Genomic DNA, 15,812 nt, shown 5'->3' on the forward strand with positions numbered 1-15,812 from the left:
CAAATTATATTATTTAAAGCTATTTTGTGTAAATCGCGTGTGGTCCCAGCATATCGAGATTTTCAAGAGCTTTTCCTGCCCCTATAGCAACAGCTGAAATGGCATTTTCTGCAATTATGACGGGAATGCCTGTGCGAGTAGAAATTATCTTGTCCATTCCTTTTAACAGTGAGCCGCCACCTGTCATTACAATTCCTCTTTCGCTTATATCAGACGCAAGTTCAGGCGGCGTCTTTTCTAAAACACCATATATCGCATTTACGATCTGCTCTACAGGCTCTTGGAGCGCTTCGCATGTTTGTCCCGCATTAATTGTAATATTTTGTGGAAGACCACTTATTAAGCTGCGTCCTCTTACCTCCATAGAAACAGCTCTATCTTCTTCGCTTTCAGGGAAAACATTGGCTATATTTATCTTTACTTCTTCAGCAGTGCGTTCGCCTATCATAAGGTTAAATTCTTTTTTTACAAATCTTACAATTGAATCGTCAAACTTATCTCCTGCTACTCTAAGAGACTCACCGCAGACAATGCCGCCTAATGACATGACAGCTATATCAGTGGTTCCTCCACCAATATCAACTACCATACTTCCAAAAGGTTTTGAAATATCTATGCCTGCACCTATGGCAGCAGCTATCGGCTCCTCTATCAGATATGTTTGCCTTGCCCCTGCCGCGGCGGCAGCTTCAATGACAGCTCTTTTTTCAACTGTCGTAACCACAGTTGGCACACATATCATTATTCGAGGTCTGAAAATCCTGCTTGCCCCTATTTTACTCATGAAATATTTGAGCATTATTTCTGTAGTAGAATAATCGGCAATAACCCCTTCCTTTAGCGGGCGGATAGCCACTATATTTCCCGGGGTGCGCCCAATCATCTTGCGAGCCGCTTCTCCAACAGCCAGCATCTTGCCGGTTGATTTATCCATAGCAACTACAGAAGGTTCCTGTAGGACAATTCCCTTGCCTTTAACATATACGAGAACTGAAGCAGTTCCTAAATCAATACCTATATCCATAAAAAATTCTTTACCTCCTATTTAATTTAGCGCATTTAAATTTTAATTCTACATTTTTTTCCAAAATCCTTTTTTATTTTAAATTTATAAGTGAAGTGCGCTTTCCTCCACTATAAAAGCAGTTTCTTCTTGGTCTATCCTGGCTTTTACGCCCAGCGGCAGGGTATATTTATAAGGTCCGTGACCAAAGCAAACATTTTTTATTATCGGTTTTCCTAAAGGGACAAGTATATCGAGGAAAACCTCATCGAGGGTCAGACTGTTTTCAGGTTCTTTCGGATTACAATTTGTAAACTGGCCTAGAACAATTCCTGAAGCTTCTTCCAATTTACCTGCAAGTCTTAGTTGAGTAAGCATTCTGTCTATGCTGTAAGGTTCCTCGTCAACGTCTTCAAGCAGTAGGAGTTTTTGTTTTGTATCAATCTCATAAGGAGTTCCTAGAGATGCTGCTATAAGTGACAAGTTGCCGCCAATAGTAGTGCCTTCTGCTGATCCGGCAACGAGCATCTCTTCTTTCGGACACATTGGCGGAGCTTTTATTTTCCCAAGAGGCTCTGGAGTTGTCAGCGCCCGCAGCATATCCCGAAATGCTTGCTCGAAAAATTCCTTTGACAAAAAATCAGATGTGAGCATGGGGCCGTGAAATGTAACTAAGCCGGATTTTTGTACAAATGGTATGTGCAGTGCTGTAATATCACTGTATCCGATAAATATTTTTGGGTTTTTTGAAATGCTTTCGTAGTCTATCCGGTCTAATATTCTAGGCGCTCCATAGCCGCCTTTCATGCAAAAAACCGCATCGATTTCAGGGTTTTGAAACATCAGATTTATGTCTTCGGCTCTTATTTCATCATGTCCTGCAAGATAGCCATATTTTTCATAGCATGATTTTCCACATTTTACTATATAGCCTTCATTTTCAAGAATAGCTTTTGCCTTATTTAAATTGCTTTCTTCGGAAAAACCACTTGGGGCCACAACCCCGATGGTGTCGCCCTTTTTCAGGGCCTTTGGTTTTACCACATTTACGCCTGCTTTCATATATTATTGTTCGCTTTCTGTTATGGTAGCTCCTAAACTTCTAAGTTTTCCAACAATATCTACATAACCGCGGTAAATATGATGAGTATTCATAACCTGTGTCAAACCTTCCGCGGCAAGGCCTGCTAAAATCAAAGCAGCCCCTGCTCTAAGATCAGTAGCCTTAACCGGCGCTCCTGAAAGCTTTTCAACTCCCTCGATTATTGCACTTCTTCCTTCGATTTTTATCTTTGCACCCATGCGTTTTAGCTCTTCTACATGCATAAATCGATTTTCAAAAACCGTTTCGGTAACCATGCTTGTTCCGTCTGCAATGCTAAGATAAGCCATCATCTGAGCCTGCATGTCTGTTGGGAATCCGGGATACGGCAGAGTCTTGATATCCGAAGGGCGAGGCCTGCCATCACCGATTACTCTAAGACCCTCAGGCTCTTCTGCAACTTTTGCACCGCATTCTATAAGTTTTGCTATTACAGGTTTTAAGTGCTCAGGAACAACGTTTTCTAAAAGTATATTGCCTCCCGTTATCGCTCCTGCTACAAGAAAGGTGCCTGTTTCAATTCTGTCGGGAATCACTGTATATGAAATTCCTGCAAGTTCTTTTACGCCTTCGATTTTTATTATATCAGTGCCTGCGCCGCGAATCTTTGCTCCCATACTATTTAGAAAATTTGCCAAATCAATTATTTCAGGTTCTTTAGCTGCATTTTCAATAGTTGTCTGGCCTTCGGCCAAAGACGCTGCCATCATTATATTCTCTGTAGCTCCTACACTGGGAAAGTCTAGATAAATCGGAGCTCCTATAAGCTTATCGCATTTAGCCTCAACAAATCCATGTCCTAGTTCAATATCAGCACCTAAGGCGGCAAATCCTTTTAAATGCAGGTCTATTGGTCTAGAACCTATTGCACATCCTCCCGGCATAGAAATACGCGCTCTTCCTTTTCTGGCAAGAGTAGGCCCCATCACCAGAAAAGAAGCCCTCATTTTTCTTACCAAGTCATAGGGAGCCTCAAACGAGCTTACTGTTTTAGCACTTATTTTTATACAGTCTCCCTGGCGGCAGACATCGGCTCCCATAGCCCTTAATACTTCTCGCATTACTTTTACATCCTCAAGTTCGGGAGCGTCTTCAATTGCACATTCGGCCTCAGTAAGTAAAGCCGCTGCCATTACAGGTAAAACCGCATTTTTCGCACTACTTATTCTTACCGTTCCTTTAAGAGGTTTTCCCCCTTCAACAACAATACTTGACAATGGTTTTCCCTCCGATAGTTTATTTAACTGTCAAAGTTGGTTAAATTACACCCTTTTAAGTTTACATTAAATACATTCCTGTTACAAGAGCATAAAAATGATTTAAATATATTTTTTCCAATTAAAGTAGGCATACAGGCATTCTTTATACATTCTAAGTCTGTATGGAAACCCATAAATAAAGCCGTATTTTTCTTCCTTAGTATAATGAGTTACATTATTTAATATAGGCTCTACAACCGAAACATTATTCATCTTTGCTATATTGCTTAGAAAAACTTCTACTCCAAATCTTGCCCAGGCAAGGGAAGGCAGGCTTTTTACAAAAAAATTGGCAAGTCCTCGCTGGCCATTTAAAATTGAAAAATACTTTTGTGCAAGATTGACGTTTTTCTTGCTTTTACTGACAAGCATCCCGATTGTCATACCAACTCTTGAATCTTCTTCAAGCGGAAAAAGCAGCTGATCTAAATGGTGATGGTCAAGGTTTATCAAATCTGCATCAATAAAAAGCCACAAAGGAGAATCTTTAATGTAATCTATTCCGGTTTGAAGAGCTGCGCCCTTCCCTAAGTTTCTATCATGTCTTATTATTTTTTCTACATCGTAATTTTTTGCAGCTTCATAAGTTGCATCTTTCGAACCGTCATCAACTACAACGATGCGTTTCTCTCGCGGATAACTGCATACCACGTTAAGAACCGCTCCTATTCTGGGTGCTTCATTATATGCAGGAATAATAATTGCAACAGACTTCATTTAGTAAGTCAATCCCTTCACTTCCGAATTATCCTATACAATTATCCTGTAATATGATAATTCTCTTTATTTTTTGGAAATCCTCTTTTCAGGTTTAATATATGTTAAAACCCTTACACACATAAGCAGTGGTAAGGGTTTTTGATTTACATAACCATCTCTTTGATTTTCATGAGTCTTGTTATTGTTGAGCGTTCATTTTCATCAAGTTTCATGGTTATATATTTTATGGTTTCTTCCATGGAAGGTATCATAACATATTCTAGAGCATTGACTCTGCGCCTTGTCTTTTCGATTTCGTCAGCCATCAATTGGCAGGTTTTTTCTATTTCTGAAAGCTTTAGCATCTTCGGAAGCATACCGGCAAGTATGCTTATGGCACTGTCTAGCTCTGCAGACGTGTTCGCAAGGCCGTAGGAATAAATATTTCCGCCTTCTTCTTGATGAATATTTATCTTTGGAACGTTTACACTCATGATGTTCTGTTTGCCTATTTCGATACTTACTCGCGCTGTTGGAATCATAAGACTTTCTTCCAAAACTTCTTGAGGCATCTGGCTTCGCGCCATTATAAAACTCTTTAAAGCTATTTCCAGATCATGCTCAACTTCTTCTCTTAATCGCTTATTTTCTTTAATTAAATCAATAAACCGCTTTATGAGCTCGTCTTGTTTGTCTTTAAGGAGCTTATGTCCGCGCCTTGCCACAACTATCTGCCTTTTTAGGCGAGTAAGTTCCATACGAGTTGGGTTTACTCGAGTATTCATTGTTGATCTTCTCCCTTGTCAGGCAGATATTTTTCGATATACTCATCTCTTACCCTCTTTAGTTCCGCTTTAGGCAGGATTGTCAACAGCTCCCATCCAAGATTGAGGGTTTCTTCGATACTTCTGTCCTCATTTTCTCCCTGAGAAACATAGCGTTTTTCAAACTCATCGGCAAACTTTGCAAAAAGTTTATCCGCATCACTAAGAGCCGCTTCTCCCAAAATTACCGCAAGTTCCTTAGCTTCTTTACCGCGAGCATATGCAGCAAAAAGCTGGTTCATGGTATCTGCGTGGTCTTCTCTGGTTTTGCCTTTACCGATTCCTTTATCTTTAAGTCTTGACAAGGAAGGCAAAACATCAATCGGAGGGGTTATTCCTTTTGTAAACAGTTCTCGGCTCAAGATTATCTGGCCTTCGGTTATATAACCGGTTAGGTCAGGTATAGGGTGAGTCTTGTCATCTTCTGGCATTGTTAAAATCGGTATTTGGGTAATTGAACCTTTCTTTCCCTTTAATCGTCCGGCTCTTTCATATATTGATGAAAGGTCAGTGTATAAGTAGCCGGGATAGCCTCTGCGTCCGGGAACCTCTTTTCGTGCCGCAGAGACCTCTCGAAGGGCCTCACAATAATTAGTCATATCGGTTAGTATAACCAAAACATGCATGTCTTTTTCGAAGGCAAGAAACTCTGCGCATGTAAGCGCCATACGAGGAGTAGATATACGTTCGATTGCCGGATCGTTTGCAAGATTTATAAAAAGTACAGATCTATCTATGGCGCCTGTTTTTCTAAAGTCAGATATGAAGTAATTTGCTTCTTCAAAGGTAATGCCCATTGCTGCAAATACAACAGCGAATTTGCTTTCTGCACCAAGCACCTTAGCCTGTCTTGCTATCTGAGCTGCAAGCTGGGCATGGGGCAGACCTGAACCTGAAAATATCGGCAGTTTCTGGCCTCTGACAAGGGTATTTAATCCGTCAATTGCCGAGATACCGGTCTGGATGAACTCTGAGGGGTAGTCTCTAGCAGCCGGATTTATAGGGCTGCCGTCAATATCAAGCCGTTTTTCCGCGATAATCTTCGGACCGTTATCTTTTGGCCTTCCCGATCCGTCAAATACTCTTCCTAGCATATCGGCTGAGACGCCAAGCTGAATGCTTTTGCCTAAAAATCTAATTTTGCAGTCATTTATATTCAGTCCTGTTGAGCCTTCGAAAAGCTGAACCAGTGCTTTATCTCCATCAATTTCGAGTACCTGGCCTCGTCGTATTTCGCCTGATGCTGTTTCTATTTCAACAAGCTCATTGTATTTTACGCCTTCCACATTTTCAACCATCATCAAGGGGCCTGCAATCTCTCTAGCTGTCCTGTATTCTTTAATCATTCAGCTTTTCCCCCTTCCATCAAGGCCGCAAGCTGTGCTTTTAGCTCCGCTTCAATCTCATCGAATATTTTTTCGTCTTTCTCATCTGCGTATTTCATTCTACCTATTCTTTCACGCACCGGCAGATTTTCTATTTCTGAAAATACAACTCCTGCATCCAGGGCTTTCTTCGATTCTTCATAAAATGTCAAAATAAGTTTTAGCATTTTATACTGCTTAGCAAGAGAAGTATAAGTATCAATTTCATGAAAGGCATTCTGATGCAGAAAATCTTCTCTAATCGATCTGGCCACTTCCAATATAAGTCGGTCTTTTATGGAAAGCGCATCGATACCTACCAACCTTACAATTTCCTGCAAGTTTGCCTCTTCCTGTAAAAGTCTCATGGCTTCTGCCCTTAATTCCTTCCAATCACTGGCTACATTTTGATTCATATATTCTTCAACTGTATCGGAATACAGGGAATAACTTGTAAGCCAATTTATGGCAGGGAAATGTCTTGCATATGCAAGGGATGCATCTAGTGCCCAGAACACTTTTACAACTCGAAGAGTGGCCTGAGTTACCGGTTCTGAAAGATCGCCGCCGGGAGGTGAAACTGCTCCAACTGCAGTTAGCGCCCCTTCCCTTTCATCACTGCCAAGGGTAATAACCCTTCCTGCCCTTTCATAAAACTCAGCTATTCTTCTTGCAAGATATGCAGGATAGCCTTCGTCGCCAGGCATTTCTTCCAATCGTCCCGACATTTCTCTTAAGGCTTCTGCCCAGCGGGATGTAGAGTCGGCCATTAATGCTACACTGTAGCCCATATCCCGAAAATATTCTGCTATTGTTATGCCTGTATATATGGATGCTTCTCGAGCTGCCACAGGCATATTAGATGTATTTGCTATAAGGACGGTCCTTTTCATTAGCGGTTCACCGGTTTTAGGATCGCGCAGTTCAGGGAATTCCATTAGCACATCGGTCATCTCGTTGCCGCGCTCGCCGCAGCCAATATATACGACAATCTCAGCATCTGCCCACTTTGCCAGCTGGTGCTGCACAACGGTCTTTCCGCTACCGAAAGGTCCCGGGATACATGCAGAACCACCTTTTGCTACAGGGAAAAAGGTGTCAATAACTCGCTGTCCTGTAGCCATCGGCTCTTTTGGAGGAAGTTTTTCTTTATATGGCCGTATCATTCGAACAGGCCATTTTTGCATCATAGTAACATCGACTATATCGCCTTTTTCGGTTTTTATTTTTGCAATCACGTCTGTAACTGTAAATTCGCCTTCATATATTTCAACAATTTCGCCGGCAATACCGGGAGGCACCATTACTTTATGTTCCACGATAACAGTTTCTTGAACTGTTCCCAGGAAATCTCCTCCCATAACCTTTTGTCCTTTTTTTGCAATAGGCGTAAATGCCCATTTCCTTTTTCTGTCTAATGCGGGAATATCAATACCTCTTGTTATATAGCTTCCAACTGATGATTCTATAACATCAAGTGGACGCTGAATGCCGTCGAATATTCCTTCCAGTAGTCCGGGTCCCAATTCAACGCTAAGGGGGAGCCCTGTAGAAACCACCGGGTCCCCGGGGCCCAAGCCGGAGGTTTCTTCATAGACTTGAATAGAAATTCTCTCTCCATGAACCTCTATAACCTCGCCAACCAGGCCTTGCTCTCCAACTTTGACCACGTCGAACATCTTGGCTTCAGGCAGCCCTGTAGCCACTACGAGGGGACCGGAAACTTTAACTATCTTGCCACCTGTCATTCCTCTCCCTCTTTTCCAAAAATGATATCTACTCCAATGGCTTTTTCCACGGATTTCTTGACTTCTCCCATACCTATCCCTAAACTCCCTTGGTTACTTGGAATCAAGGTAATTGCCGGGAGCATCTGATTTCTAAATTGATCTATTTTCTCCGGGATTTCTTTAGCTATTTGCTCTGTTACAAAAATTACAGCATAATTATCTTTTGCAAGCCTCGTCATTGTAAAGCTTGCTTCTTTGCCGTCCAGCACGGGGAATATATCAACACCCAGAGATTTGAAAGCAAGAACTGTGTCTTTATCTCCTACCACAGCCATTTTATATGTAGACATCTCTTAATCGCTCCCTTATCATATCCGAGGATATGCCATTAATCTTTCCAACTAGGATAATTCTTAGAAGCTTTAGCTCATTGTCTCTTGCTGCCATATATCCTACTACTGTTTCCGGGCCAAAAGGTGTATACAAGCCTTTTCTCGCAAGAGCCATTAAGTAATTATCGGCCATTTTTTCAAGCACTAGAGGACTGCCTGTAGACTCCCAGGCCGTAAGACCTTCTTCAACTATCTCATAATAAGGCGTTGAACTAAAGGCCTCTATTATGCTCTGAGTGCTGCCTGTAAAAATCTCCTTAAAAAAATCGCTCTTTAAACTGCCGCCAACGACCAACGCGCTTTCTAACGTTCGTATGTCTGAATCTGCTTTTTTAAGCCTCAACATTGTTTTTATATTTGTAATATCGGAAAGTGCGGCTAAGTATACTTTTAAAAAAGGAATTTTTGATTGCTCTGTAATTTTTTCCATCTCTTTAAATAAGGCTTGGTCTAAAAACAGATCGATTTTTTGCGGGTCTTTTGTCGCATCGTAAATTTCTAAGGCTTTGTCATATGCCTCTTTGAAATTATCCGGTACAGCTGCGCTGTTTTCGCCCTGGGCATATTTTTGCATTTCTTCAGGCGAAACTTCACCTAGATGTGAAAAGTACTCCTTGACTTCTGTGCCCAGGATATTGCCCTTTAAAATCACTTTAAGATTGTGATAATCATTTTTAAGGTTAAAAAATCTTATCAGCTCATGATTCTTGAAGGATTCTTTGAGCGTATCAATGGTCCTTAACATACTGTGCTCTAAAACCTTTTCAAAATCATATATATTTTCCATTTCAGCAATATCGCTGCCATACTCTGTATCACTCAGCGCTTTTAGGGCATCATCTATACCGGGAGCATCAAGAAGCCTGTCGATGGCGCTTTTTCCGAGGAGCTTAGTTTCTAAAAACTTTATTCTAGCCGAAACGTATAAGAAATCTGTATCTTTAGCCATTTAATCACTCCTCGAAAAGTATTTTGGCTATTTCTGTTTCCAATTCTTCCCTTTCCATTTTTATAAGGGAATCAAATGTGCTGTTGATTTCTACATCTTCAGACTTTAAGATAAAACCGCCTATCATATCTTCTGAAGTTTTGGAAATTCTCAAATTTCCCTGCTTGCCCATATCTTTAAGTTTTTCATTAATTTCTTTGATAAATTCCGGTGTTATCCTCTGTCTGTCACTTTCGGATATTATAACTTCTTCATTTCCTGTAATTGTGCTTTTTATAAGCATATCGGCTATAAGATTTCGATACTGTTCATCCGGCAGAGCTTTTAATTTTTTCTTCGCCTTTTCAAAAACCTCATCAATAATTTCCTGTTTTGCTTTAAGCAGGCCTTTTCTATTTTCTAGTTCAGCCATGGAAATTATTCTGCGTTTTTTCTCTTCTGCCGCTTTTTTTGCCTTTTCTAATATGCTGCCAAGTATTTGATCGACTTGGCTTTTATACCTTGCCTCTATTTCTTTTGCTTGCGTTTTCGCCTCATTAATAATTTTTTCTTTTTCTTGTTTTGCTTCTTCTAATATAGTCTCTTTTATTCTTGCAATACCCTCCACGGCAAGACACTCCCTTATATACTAATGCCAAAGAGCATTAGTATGGTTGCAAGTAGCGAAAGCACGGCGTACGTCTCAACCATAGCGGCAAAAGTTATTCCTTTGGCTACTTCTTCAGGTCGTTTAGATATTATACCGATTGCAGCTGCGGCTACACGTCCCTGGTATATGGCAGACATGAGGCCAACTATGGCAATCGGCATACAGGATGCGAATATCAGCCATCCTTGAAATGGTGTAATATCTAACAATGTCCCGGATAGCAAACCAATCTTTTGGATTGTTAAGAATCCCGCAAGAAAGCCATAGATTCCCTGTGTTCCGGGAAGGGCTTGAAGTATAAGTGATTGCCCGAATTTACTTGGGTCTTCTGTAATAAGTCCTGAGGCACTCTCACCTACAAGGCCCACTCCTCTTGCAGAACCAATTCCAGGCAGGGCTACAGCCAAAGCTGCTCCTATAAGTGCTATTACTTGTCCAAAAGTTAACGACATTTACAATTCCTCCTCAAAATTTATTATAAATCATAATACAAATTAGTATTTAATAAGTTAGTATTATAAATCTTCCAACTTAACATAAGTTGTTTTAATTCTTAAGGGGTCAAACGCCCGTCCGCCACTTTCATAAAACTTACTGAAGAATTCAATATACTGCAAACGGCTGCTGTGAACATATGCACCTAATGCATTGATTACTATATTAAATACGTGTCCGCCTAATAATACTAAAATCATAATTATGAACCCTATAATGCTTCCACTTATCGTCTTTGCCATTGTATTTATAACACTAGCTATAACACCAGTAGTAAGGCCTAAGGCCAATAGTCTGGAGTAAGATAGTAAATCGCTTAAATAACCTGTTATATTATATAAACTTAAAACACCGGAAGCAAATTTCATTAGAACGTTTTTTTGCGCTCTTCCTTGAGTTAATACAAGACCAACTACCCCAATAATAGCTAAATACTTTGCTATTCCCGCAAGCGGCTGGAATACAAACATTAAAATACCGGTAAGAAGCAAAAGCCAGAATCCCTGATCCATTATGGCATCTAATACATGACCATCTCTAATGTTTTTATATCCCTCTAATATTATCCCTGTATATATTTGAATTACGCCTAATGCAAATGAAACTATTAAAACAGCCATAGGATTGTCTAAAGGATTTATCCACAATGGCTTTATCTTGATAAGATCCCCAAACCAACCGCCGAAAATCGCGCCCCAGATAGTTGTGGATATTCCGCAGAGGAAAAACATCTTTATAAACTTCTTACCTGAGCCTTCGAGCTTAAACTTTAATAACGCTACAGCCGTAAGTAAGCTTAATATAATGCCGTATCCTGCATCGCTTAGCATCATCCCAAAAAATATCCAGTAGAATGGAGCCATATAAGGGTTCGGATCGATTCCGCGAGGATCCGGCAGGCTATAAAGTTCGGTAATTACTTCAAATGGTTCAACCAGCTTTGAGTTTGAAAGAAGAACTGGTATATCATCATTTTCTTCCGGTTCTGTAAATTCTACATAAACCATGTCTGTAATTTTAGATATAATCTCTGTTATGTAAGTTTTGCGCTCCTTAGGTATCCAAGCCTGTAAATAAAAGGATTTATCGGTGTCAAAGAGCTTCAATGTATTTGTCTTTCTATCTTTTTCAATCATATAATAGTCATATAGAACTTCAAAATTAAATAGCTCTTGAGTCATGCCTTGAGCCTGAGTCTTAATGGCTTCGCGCTCTTTTTGTATCTCATCCAGTCTTTTTTTACTCTGTTCTATTATTTCAGAAGGAGCTCCTTGAAGTCCCATAAAATCTTGTATAGTGACCGAAAACTCTTTGAAAAGGTTTTGGATTTCTTCTTTGCCGCTTATATGATATATGATAAGCACATACAAGTCATCTCGCCTTTCGCCGATAACTTTTATATCTGCCAACAAAGAGTTTTCTTCTATTTTTTCTTCCAGCTTATCCTTTGATTTGCGTGGAATAACGCCTGCCATAAAAGCAGCTTTATCCGTATAGCCCAATTGCTCTAAGGGAATATCAAGGCCTTGCCAGGGCATAAGAAAATCTATTTGGTTTAATATCTTTGATTCTTCAGATTTTAGGTGCACGATTTTTTTGTCTAAATCAAAGACCACTTGAAGACTTTTTTTAATTTTAGATTCAGCTGATAGAATCTCTGACAGCTCATCTTTTTTTACATCAGGCTTGCCATATATAAGAGGATTCGGAGATTTTGAATAGGGCTTTAAAAAATCAATACCAAACTTTAAATCGCTAAGCTTAGCTTCCAATTCCGCTAATTCTTTTGCAATTTCGTCTCGGATTCTATCTTCTTTATGTCCCTGTTTTTCTTCGTTTCCATCTTCTGTAATATCAATCACTTCTACAATGCCTGTTTTTTGAAGAGTCTGCATTAATTTGCTTTGTTCGCTTTTCAGGGCCAAAAGATGCATTTTTTCCATTTTAACTATTGCCATGGAACTTCACAATCCTCTCTACGATCATATCTGCCGCTTTGTCTGCCTTTTTAGCGGCAGTCTCTTTTAAATGCTTGATTTGCTGCTCATGTTCTCTTTTGAGGTCTTCAACAACCTTTGACGCCTCAGTTTCTGCATCCTGCATAAGTTTTTGTCTCTGCTCTTCGCCTTGCTTCTTAGCATCTTCCAACATTGACTCACCTTTTTCGGTTGCTTTAGCAAGGATTGCCTTTGCTTCTTTTTCGGCTTCTTCTATCATCTGTCTCGCCTTTTCTTCCGCAGCTTTTATATCCTCTAATACTTCTTTCAATAGTTACCCACCTCCTTGTATAGAATGATTATTGCGGCAAATTTGGTAATATCTGGCATTATCAACATCTTAAGTTCTTTGTTAAGATGTTCACCGCATTTCAGTCAACTGCTATATATAACTATCATAATACAGTTATATATAGCAAATTTTAGAATATTTGACGATTCACCTCACCTCTTGCTTTATTTAGGAAGTGAAAGCTATTTTTTATCGTCATCTTTCTTGTCAAGCTGGTAAGATATTAGTCTGTAAACTACTGCTATGCTCGAACCTAAACCTAGAAGAAAACCGCAAATTAAAAATGCGCTACCAGTAGAAAATCTTTGGTCTAAATAAGCTCCGATGTATATGCCGCTTGCTATAGGTAGAGCAATATCTATCCCTATTTGCATTGCGATCGCTAGATATTTGACGCCTTTTTTAAAATCTTTCATGGTATAAATTATACAACATGAGCATGTTAAATTCAAACCAGATAAGCAGTGTTTAGCGAGACTTTTATTTATTATTGATCTTTCCAAATATCCATCATGCCTCTTAATTTTGTAAAATATTATATGTGAATTTTATCACATTGACAGGTAACATTTTCCCCTGTTTCTAAATATTAGAGAGAACTTATAAAAAATATGGAACTTAAAAAGTTCCCTTAATAAACATTATTATACTATATAAGTCATATTATTCAAGACCTAAATTCTTCAGGCCTGCTTTGGGTAACCCCAAAATAATAGAGTAAAAAGTCTGCAATTCTCCTGGAAGCATAGCCGTCTCCATAGGGATTTATAGAGTTTGCCATTTTTTCATATTCTGCTTTATCTGTCAAAAGCTTCGCCGCTTCTTTGTATATGGTATCTATTTCTGTTCCTATTACTTTGACAGTTCCCGCATCTACCGCTTCGGGTCTTTCGGTTTCATTTCTTAAAACAAGAACCGGCTTCCCAAGGGATGGGGCTTCTTCCTGCAAGCCACCGGAATCAGTAATTACCATATAACTTCTAGCCATCAAGTTGTGCATTTCATCGGTATTTAAGGGATTTAAAAGCAATATTCGCTCATGACCCGCTAAAACGTTAAAAACAGTATCCTGTACAGCAGGATTTAAATGCACAGGATATATTATCCTAATGTCATTAAAATCATCTGCCAGTTTTTTAAGCCCGTGGCATATGTCATCTAGAGGCTTTCCTAAATTTTCTCTGCGATGAGCCGTGACTAAGATAACTTTTTCTTTTGTGTAATCTATATTGTTTAAAATATCTGTTGAGAAAACAAAATTCTCTTTGACGGTAGTCTGCAGCGCATCTATTATTGTGTTGCCGGTAACTATAATATTTTGTGGGTCAACGCCTTCAGCCAGCAAGTTCCGTTTTGCGGTTTCAGTTGGCGAAAAATGTATATCAGCCAGTGAACCAGTTAGCTTTCTGTTCATTTCTTCCGGAAAAGGCAGCCATTTATTGTGAGTGCGAAGTCCTGCTTCCACATGTCCTACTTTCACCTTATAGTAGAAAGCCGCCAGCGCACCCGCAAAGGTGGTAGTTGTATCACCGTGTACTATTACCATGTCAGGCTTTGTCTTATCAAGCACTTCTCCCAATCCCAGAAGTGCAGTGGTCGTAATGCCAAATAATGTTTGTTTATCGGTCATTATATTCAAATCATGGTCAGCTCTTATATTAAAAAGACTCAGCACCTGATCCAACATCTCTCGGTGTTGAGCTGTAACTGCTATTGTGCAGTCAAAAAAATTGTTTCTCTTTTTAAGTTCCTGGACCAATGGTGCCATTTTTATGGCTTCAGGTCTTGTTCCAAAAATAATCAGAATCTTTATCTTGTTCAATGGCTTTTTCTCCTTTACATCCCATGAGTTGTTTTTTTAGCTTCCAAGGTTGTATTTATATGTCTTGCAGAAAGCAAAAGCATAAAGGCGAGTAGCGCAAAAGCTATCAGTGCCTGCCTAACGCCTAACATAGCTAGGATTACCGAGCATATTCCAAGAGATATGCTTATAACGTACATATAAAGCACAGCTTGCTTTTGAGACATGCCTATTGCTAAAAGTCGGTGGTGCACATGTCCCTTATCTGCTTGCATAATAGGCTTTCCATGGACAAATCTGCGCAAAATTGCGTAAACAGTATCAAAAATAGGCAGTCCTAGCGCAAGTATCGGCACAATCAAAGCTATAACAGTAGCGCTCTTTACCATGCCTTCCATAGCTTGAGCAGCCAGTATAAATCCTAAAAACATCGAACCTGTATCGCCCATAAAAATCTTTGCAGGATTAAAATTATATGGCAAAAATCCAATTGCAGCACCTGCAAGAAGGGCCATCACCAAAGCGCCATTCGCTTGTTCTAGGCTCAAATTTACCAGCATCATCGTAAAAGCTGCAATTGCTGCTATCCCTGCTGCAAGACCGTCCAATCCGTCAATAAAGTTTAAAGTATTCGTTATACCTACCACCCAAAACAGAGTCGCTGGTATTGCTAATTTCCCTAAGATGATCATACCGCCTAAAGGATTTGTCAGTATCTCAACTTTAACGCCAAAAAGCACCAAAACTCCTGCTGCCGCAAGTTGGCCTAGCAACTTTACTTTTGCTGGAAGATTGTAAATATCATCTAAAATTCCAAGTATTACAATGATGCTTCCTCCCAAAAATATTCCACGGACATAAGGAAGTTCCAGCGGCAATATAAGCAAGCCTGTTACCATAAACGAAATATAAATCGCAAGTCCGCCCAGCCTAGGCATCGGTTTTTTATGAACTCGCCGGGCATCTTTCGGGACATCTATTGCTCCGATTTTCCAAGCAAGTTTCATTACAAACGGTGTAGTTAAATATGCCAAAACCATTGACATTAAAAAACCGTATATGTAATGCGGCAATGAAATCGCTCCCTTTGTATTTACATACTCTTCTTTTTATTTTATTTCAAACAAAATTGTTTGTCAATGATAAAAGGCAGATGTGATCGCGTCAAGTAATCTTAGGTTTTTTTGTAAGACCTCTGCCAACCTTATACAGAACAAGCAAAAGAAATTAAATCTGTTTTAACTTATTGATTTTAA

16 protein-coding genes are annotated in these 15,812 nt (G+C 39.6%); all 16 read right to left on the reverse strand.

Annotated elements, in window-relative coordinates:
- Positions 1–19: 19 nt before the first annotated feature.
- Positions 20–1,024, reverse strand: a complete 1,005-nt coding sequence (gene mreB, locus BUE08_RS06520) for a rod shape-determining protein MreB (protein ID WP_059031129.1) — start codon at positions 1,022–1,024, stop codon at positions 20–22.
- Between the two features lie 84 nt (positions 1,025–1,108).
- Complete coding sequence (locus BUE08_RS06525; RefSeq protein ID WP_059031274.1) at positions 1,109–2,047, reverse strand: S66 peptidase family protein; 939 nt, start codon at positions 2,045–2,047, stop codon at positions 1,109–1,111.
- Positions 2,048–2,068: 21 nt separating this feature from the next.
- A complete protein-coding gene (gene murA, locus BUE08_RS06530; RefSeq protein WP_059031128.1) occupies positions 2,069–3,322 on the reverse strand; it encodes a UDP-N-acetylglucosamine 1-carboxyvinyltransferase in 1,254 nt (417 codons plus the stop codon).
- A 102-nt stretch (positions 3,323–3,424) separates the two neighbouring features.
- Positions 3,425–4,081: a glycosyltransferase family 2 protein gene (locus tag BUE08_RS06535; protein ID WP_059031126.1), complete on the reverse strand. Its 657-nt coding sequence runs from the start codon at positions 4,079–4,081 to the stop codon at positions 3,425–3,427.
- Between the two features lie 146 nt (positions 4,082–4,227).
- Positions 4,228–4,848: a V-type ATP synthase subunit D gene (locus BUE08_RS06540; RefSeq protein ID WP_059031123.1), complete on the reverse strand. Its 621-nt coding sequence runs from the start codon at positions 4,846–4,848 to the stop codon at positions 4,228–4,230.
- Positions 4,845–6,233, reverse strand: coding sequence for a V-type ATP synthase subunit B (locus BUE08_RS06545; protein ID WP_059031121.1), 1,389 nt, complete (start codon positions 6,231–6,233; stop codon positions 4,845–4,847). The genes BUE08_RS06540 and BUE08_RS06545 overlap by 4 nt, the downstream gene beginning before the upstream one ends.
- Positions 6,230–7,999, reverse strand: coding sequence for an ATP synthase subunit A (locus BUE08_RS06550; protein WP_059031119.1), 1,770 nt, complete (start codon positions 7,997–7,999; stop codon positions 6,230–6,232). The genes BUE08_RS06545 and BUE08_RS06550 overlap by 4 nt, the downstream gene beginning before the upstream one ends.
- On the reverse strand, positions 7,996–8,331 hold the full coding sequence (locus tag BUE08_RS06555; protein ID WP_059031118.1) for a V-type ATP synthase subunit F: 336 nt from the start codon (positions 8,329–8,331) through the stop codon (positions 7,996–7,998). The genes BUE08_RS06550 and BUE08_RS06555 overlap by 4 nt, the downstream gene beginning before the upstream one ends.
- Positions 8,318–9,322 (reverse strand): V-type ATP synthase subunit C, encoded by a 1,005-nt coding sequence (locus tag BUE08_RS06560; RefSeq protein WP_059031115.1) that lies wholly within the window; start codon positions 9,320–9,322, stop codon positions 8,318–8,320. The genes BUE08_RS06555 and BUE08_RS06560 overlap by 14 nt, the downstream gene beginning before the upstream one ends.
- Before the next feature lie 4 nt (positions 9,323–9,326).
- On the reverse strand, positions 9,327–9,929 hold the full coding sequence (locus BUE08_RS06565) for a V-type ATP synthase subunit E (protein ID WP_213996751.1): 603 nt from the start codon (positions 9,927–9,929) through the stop codon (positions 9,327–9,329).
- Positions 9,930–9,943: 14 nt separating this feature from the next.
- A complete protein-coding gene (locus tag BUE08_RS06570) occupies positions 9,944–10,423 on the reverse strand; it encodes a V-type ATP synthase subunit K (protein ID WP_059031111.1) in 480 nt (159 codons plus the stop codon).
- Between the two features lie 63 nt (positions 10,424–10,486).
- Positions 10,487–12,424, reverse strand: a complete 1,938-nt coding sequence (locus tag BUE08_RS06575) for a V-type ATP synthase subunit I (RefSeq protein WP_059031109.1) — start codon at positions 12,422–12,424, stop codon at positions 10,487–10,489.
- Positions 12,411–12,734 (reverse strand): hypothetical protein, encoded by a 324-nt coding sequence (locus BUE08_RS06580; protein WP_059031107.1) that lies wholly within the window; start codon positions 12,732–12,734, stop codon positions 12,411–12,413. Before BUE08_RS06580 ends, BUE08_RS06575 begins: the two co-directional genes overlap by 14 nt.
- Before the next feature lie 203 nt (positions 12,735–12,937).
- Positions 12,938–13,258, reverse strand: coding sequence for an AtpZ/AtpI family protein (locus tag BUE08_RS06585; protein ID WP_059031105.1), 321 nt, complete (start codon positions 13,256–13,258; stop codon positions 12,938–12,940).
- Positions 13,259–13,422: 164 nt separating this feature from the next.
- Positions 13,423–14,577 carry a non-hydrolyzing UDP-N-acetylglucosamine 2-epimerase gene (gene wecB, locus BUE08_RS06590; RefSeq protein ID WP_286680618.1) on the reverse strand — a complete coding sequence of 385 codons (1,155 nt, stop codon included), beginning with the start codon at positions 14,575–14,577 and terminating at the stop codon, positions 13,423–13,425.
- Between the two features lie 14 nt (positions 14,578–14,591).
- Positions 14,592–15,629: a glycosyltransferase family 4 protein gene (locus BUE08_RS06595; RefSeq protein ID WP_273039132.1), complete on the reverse strand. Its 1,038-nt coding sequence runs from the start codon at positions 15,627–15,629 to the stop codon at positions 14,592–14,594.
- Between the last annotated feature and the right edge of the window lie 183 nt (positions 15,630–15,812).

The organism is Tepidanaerobacter sp. EBM-49, from assembly GCF_001896645.1.
Taxonomy (GTDB): Bacteria; Bacillota; Thermosediminibacteria; order Thermosediminibacterales; family Tepidanaerobacteraceae; genus Tepidanaerobacter; species Tepidanaerobacter syntrophicus.